Raw genomic sequence first — 5,978 nt, 5'->3', positions numbered from 1 at the left:
GCAAGAAAATAAACTTAATTCATATATTGCACTATGTCGCTTAGTATAGGCATTGTGGGATTACCCAACGTCGGCAAGTCAACGCTATTTAATGCACTGACGAACAAATCTGTTCCGGCGGAGAATTTTCCGTTTTGCACCATTGATCCGTCTGTGGGTGTAGTTGCGGTGCCTGACGAACGGCTCAACCAGCTGAGCCGTTTCTCAAAATCAGAAAAGACAATTCCCGCCGCGGTTGAATTTGTAGACATTGCTGGTCTAGTCCAAGGGGCGTCGGCAGGCGAAGGGCTTGGAAACAAATTTCTTTCAAACATAAGAGAGGTTGATGTGATTGCAGAAGTTGTGCGGATGTTTGACGATCCAAACATTGCGCATGTTTCAGGAGAGGTGGATCCACTCAGTGATATTGAAGTGATTAATCTCGAGCTCATCATGGCAGACCTAGAGACTGTCACAAATCGGCTTTCAAATATAGAAAGGGACATAAAAAAAGGAGACAAAACAGCGATCGTTGAGAGAGATGCTCTTGTCGAAATTGAACACATACTCACAAAAGGTACACTGGCGTCTTCCTTTAATCTGCCAGAGAATGCGAAAATTGCGGTGCGTAATTTACATCTTTTAACCACCAAACCGATTCTCTACGTACTGAATAAGAAAACAGATAGTATTAATATAGATAAGCTTGATGATGGTAGGTATCAACGGTTGAAAGATTTTCTAGAATCAACAAACGCATCATGGGTTGAGATTGACGCAGGCGTTGAGTCAGAACTTCGTGATGTAGCTCCTGAAGATAAAGATGAATTTAGACGAGAATTTAGTGTCTTTGATGACGGGGTAAATGCTCTAATACGCAAAGGATATAAAATGCTCAATCTTATAACATTTTTCACTACGGGAGAAGATGAAACCAGGGGGTGGACTATCCACTGCGGTTCGACAGCTCCAGAGGCAGGGTCTGCTATCCACAATGATTTTAAGAATAAATTTATCCGAGCGACAGTTATTTCTACGAACACATTACTTGATGCCGGATCATACGGCACAGCACGAGAAAAAGGACTTGTGCAAACCGAGGGAAAAGAATACATAGTGAAAGATGGTGATGTTATTGAATTTAAAATCTAACCTCTGAAATTCTGATGGTGACGCCTGCCCAGTAGCTGCGCCTAAGGCGCATGGTACTAGGGTAATTGAGTTTAAATCTAGCATTTACTTGTACGGTTTTCTGTTGTATTATTACGGCGTTATATAATTGTTTTTTTGCATGGATACTAACCAAACGCTAAAACCAAAGCTCTCGCCGAAGGATTTCTTTCTCCACATTGCGGCGATGGCAGCACTCTATATTAGTGCTATTTCATTGTTATCTCTTTTATTTGAATACATCAATGTGCTCTTTCCGGACCAACTTCAGTCTTACCGAGACCCATATTCAGGTGGTATTCGTTTCGCCATAGCGTCGCTTATTATCATTTATCCTGCGTACGTATTTCTAACGAGGATACTTAATCAAGAATTGCGCCTTGATCCAACAAAGAGAGAACTAGGTATTCGAAAATGGCTTATCTTCCTGACACTCTTTGTTGCCGGCATAACCATTATCATAGATCTCATTGTTTTGGTGAACACATTCCTCGGAGGTGAGCTTACCACACGTTTTGTGCTTAAGGTTACAGCAGTGCTCGCAGTTATAGGTGGTGCTTTCTGGTACTATTTGGAAGCACTGAAAGACAGGTGGGAACACGATGAAGTGCTTTTAAAGAAAATAGGTTGGGGTGTTTCTGCAGTTGTTCTCGCATCCATCATCGCTGGGTTCTTTATCATGGGTTCACCACAATCACAGCGAGAGCTACGGTTTGATAATCAAAGAGTGTCTGATTTACAGAGTATACAGTGGCAGATTGTAAATTACTGGCAACAGAAAGGAGTACTTCCAGGAAACCTATCTGCACTTGAAGACTCTATTTCAGGGTACACAGTACCCACTGATCCGCAGACTGGTGAGATTTACTCATATGGGAAACTCTCTGGTCTTGCCTTTGAACTGTGTGCTCAATTTGAGCTCGCAAGTGCTGGAAGCGACAGAGTGGCACCACAACCGAAAATGGTGGAACCACTCGGACTCAAAGGTACAAATTGGCAACACAAAGCAGGTACGTTTTGTTTTGAGAGAACCATTGACCCAGACCTATATCCGGCGCGGATAAGAATCTAAATAAAGAACTCGTGTGCCATGGAAAAATATAATCATAAAGACATAGAAAAAAAGTGGCAAGTACGATGGAAAAGAGAGAAACAATTTGAAGTAAAAGAAGACTCCGCAAAAGAAAAATACTATCTCTTAATAGAGTTCCCATACCCTTCAGGCGAGGGGCTTCATACTGGGCATATCAGGAGTTATACAGCATTTGATGTTATTGCACGCAAACGCCGAGCCGAAGGGTTCAATGTACTCTTTCCAATTGGGTGGGATGCGTTTGGATTGCCAACCGAAAACTATGCACTCAAGACAGGTGTTCATCCCAAGGAGGTAACCAAACAAAACACCGACACATATCGCAGACAGCTCCAGTCAATTGGATTTTCATTTGACTGGTCCCGTGAAATAAATACGACTGATCCACAATACTACAAATGGACACAATGGATTTTCCTTCAGCTTTTCAAAAAAGGACTCGCATATAAAGCCACAATGCCCATTAATTGGTGTATAGATTGCAAAACAGGGCTTGCCAACGAAGAAGTGGTTGACGAAGTGTGTGAGCGGTGTGGTGGCCCCACTGAGATACAGGAAAAAGAACAGTGGATGCTTGAAATCACCAAGTATGCTGACCGACTCGACAGTGATTTAGATAAAGTTGATTATTGGGAACCGATAAAAATCCAACAAAGAAACTGGATAGGAAAGAGTGAAGGATATGAAATAAACTTTGGTATTAAGGGGAAAGACGAGAACATCAAGATATTCACTACACGCCCAGATACGTTGTATGGAGCAACCTATATGGTGCTTTCCCCTGAACATCCTCTTATCGGCACGTTTAAATTAGAGATTGAAAACCTTGAAGAAGTCAAAACATATATTAAAAACTCAAAACAGCGCTCGGATATAGAGCGAACCGCTGAGGGAAAAGAGAAAACCGGTGTAGAGATAAAAGGTATAAAAGCTATTAATCCCGCAAACAAGGAGGAAATCCCAGTGTTCATAGCTGACTATGTACTCTATCACTATGGAACCGGAGCAATCATGGCGGTGCCGGCACATGATGAGCGCGACTTTGAATTTGCAAAGAAATTTGGTTTACCGGTAATAGAGGTAATTTCTGGTGGAAACATACAGAAAGAAGCTTATCTTGATGAAGGGAAGCTCATTAACTCTGGGAAATTCAATAAGTTGCAGGCACAGGATGCTAAGAAAAAAATAGCAGAGTTTGTAGATGGCACAATGAAAATAACCTACAAACTTCGTGACTGGATATTCTCAAGACAACGATATTGGGGAGAACCAATTCCAATTATTCATTGCAATAAATGCGGAATAGTTCCGATGCCAGAGGAAGAGCTTCCACTTGAACTTCCTGACGTGGAGGACTATCAACCAACGGATACCGGAGAATCACCGCTTGCCAATGCCACAAAGTGGGTAAACACCACCTGTCCCAAATGTAGTGGAAGTGCCACACGTGAGACCGATACAATGCCAAGCTGGGCTGGGTCGTCATGGTACTATCTTCGTTATACCGATCCGCACAACAAGAACACACTTGCTGGAGAAGATAAGCTAAAATACTGGGGCCCAGTTGATTGGTATAACGGTGGTATGGAGCATACAACACTCCACCTTCTATATTCTCGTTTTTGGCATAAGTTTCTCTATGATATCGGAGTGGTTCGCACAGAAGAGCCATACAAAAAAAGAACGTCTCACGGTCTTATACTCGCTGAAGGTGGTGAGAAAATGTCAAAATCAAAAGGGAATGTTGTAAATCCCGACGATGTAATAAAAAATGTTGGGGCAGACACTTTGAGGATATATGAAATGTTTATGGGCCCATTTGAGCAGCCAATTGCGTGGAGTACAGATAATATGGTTGGCTCTTTGAGATTTTTGGAGAAAGTATGGAGGATATATGACAAAATATCTGCTGATTATTCTATCAATACTGCGCTTGAACCACTTTTGCATAGAACAATACAAAAAGTTGGGAGTGATATAGAAGATTTAAAGTTCAACACCGCTATCAGTGCGCTCATGATTTTTACAAATGAATTGGAAAAGTGTGAAGTAGTGTCACAGACGGCGTATATAATATTAATTAGATTACTTGCGCCGTTTGCTCCGCATATTACTGAAGAGCTATGGGAAAAACTCGGATACAGGAATTCGGTGCATCTTGAGGCGTGGCCAACCTATGATCATGTAAAGGCACGTGAAGGAAGTGTTACGGTCGTGATACAAGTAAATGGTCGGGTACGAGCGCGACTAGATTTTGACTCCGAACCAAGTGAAAAAGATGTCAAAAAACAAGCACTTGATCTGCCCAATGTAGACAAGTGGATAGAAAAGAAAGTAGTGAAAGAAGTCATCTATATTAAAAACAAACTCATTAACATTGTGGTATGATTTCATAATGCATAGGGGCTTGACTTAATAAAGAAGAAGTGATAGAAATTAGACGATATTTCCCATAATTAGCAACAAACATATAATATATGACATCAGTAACATTCAAACCAAAACAAGTCACTAAGCGTCTTTTAGGCGCTGTGCCTGAGCGGGCGCGTGAAGTACTGATAGCTCGTTATGGGCTGGGAAAGAATACACAGAAAATGACTCTCGAGGCAATTGGAAGCAAGTATGGAATAACCAGAGAGCGTGTACGGCAGATAGAAGCATACACACTCGGAAGCATCAGAAAATCAGATGTTTTCGAAAGTGAACAGCCGGCATTTGAGGAACTTTCTGAACTCTTGGATTCGATCGGTGGCGTGGTGATCGAAGAAGATATTTTGAATGCCGTTTCAAAAGATAAAACAGTACAAAATTATGTTCACTTCATGCTTGTGTTGGGAAATATGTTCAAAAACAAAAAAGAAGACGAAGAATTTGTCTATCGATGGTATGTTGATGAACAGCTTGCAGAGAATGTGCACAATGCACTGCGGAAATTATACAAAAGTCTTTCTACTGAGGATTTAGTTTCTGAGTCTAAAATTATCAGCTCATTTTTAAACGAAATTAAAGACCTCAATCAAAAATACAAAAACGAGGAAATTGTACGTCGTTGGCTTACATTATCTAAACAGCTCGGCAAAAACCCGCTCGGTGAATGGGGAATAGCTAACTCTTCTAATGTAAAAGTAAAAGGAATACGGGATTATGCGTATTTGGCAGTCAAAGAACACGGTTCTCCAATGCACTTTACCGAAATCGCAAATACTATCTCAACATTGTTTAACAAACGAGCTCACATTGCTACCTGTCACAATGAACTTATCAAAGATTCGCGGTTTGTACTTGTCGGAAGGGGGCTCTACGCACTTTCAGAGTGGGGGTATACAAGCGGTGTGGTCAAAGAAGTCATAAAAGACATTTTAGAAAAGAATGGTCCGCTCACTCGGGATGAAATTATCAGCAAAGTACTCAAAGAACGTTATGTAAAGGACAATACAATACTGGTAAATTTGCAGGACCCAATGTACTTTAAACGAAACCGCGATGGCAGATATTTGGTTGCATAATATTCTTGTTTAAAATCATATATGTTTAATAATCCTCCTACGCCCGGAGGATTATTTGGTGTATGATATATATCAAGCGCAAATATCGATGGATAAATTAGTCAAAACATTTGAGGAATTTGGTATTTCCGGACCTGGAGTGCTCCTTATCCTTCTTGCTATCTTAGTAATGGGTATTAACACAGTTGCGCCGGAGTTGTATAGGAGTGCGATAGACATAACTATTGTAC

General features: G+C 41.0%; 4 protein-coding genes. All 4 read left to right on the top strand.

Translation table 11 applies throughout. The annotated features are described in order from the left end of the window. The first annotated feature begins 33 nt into the window (after positions 1-33). Complete coding sequence (ychF, locus tag IIB50_02805; GenBank protein ID MCH7530020.1) at positions 34-1,131, top strand: redox-regulated ATPase YchF; 1,098 nt, start codon at positions 34-36, stop codon at positions 1,129-1,131. Positions 1,132-1,270: 139 nt separating this feature from the next. Further along, positions 1,271-2,221, top strand: a complete 951-nt coding sequence (locus IIB50_02800) for a hypothetical protein (GenBank protein ID MCH7530019.1) — start codon at positions 1,271-1,273, stop codon at positions 2,219-2,221. Between the two features lie 18 nt (positions 2,222-2,239). Continuing rightward, positions 2,240-4,630 (top strand): leucine--tRNA ligase, encoded by a 2,391-nt coding sequence (locus tag IIB50_02795; GenBank protein MCH7530018.1) that lies wholly within the window; start codon positions 2,240-2,242, stop codon positions 4,628-4,630. 89 nt (positions 4,631-4,719) lie between these two features. Further along, on the top strand, positions 4,720-5,748 hold the full coding sequence (locus IIB50_02790) for a hypothetical protein (protein MCH7530017.1): 1,029 nt from the start codon (positions 4,720-4,722) through the stop codon (positions 5,746-5,748). Positions 5,749-5,978 lie beyond the last annotated feature (230 nt).

The sequence above is a fragment of the Patescibacteria group bacterium genome (genome assembly GCA_022560785.1).
In the GTDB taxonomy this organism is placed as follows: domain Bacteria; phylum Patescibacteriota; class Minisyncoccia; order Phycocordibacterales; family JADFSL01; genus JADFSL01.
This window is presented reverse-complemented; position numbering and strand designations above follow the sequence as displayed.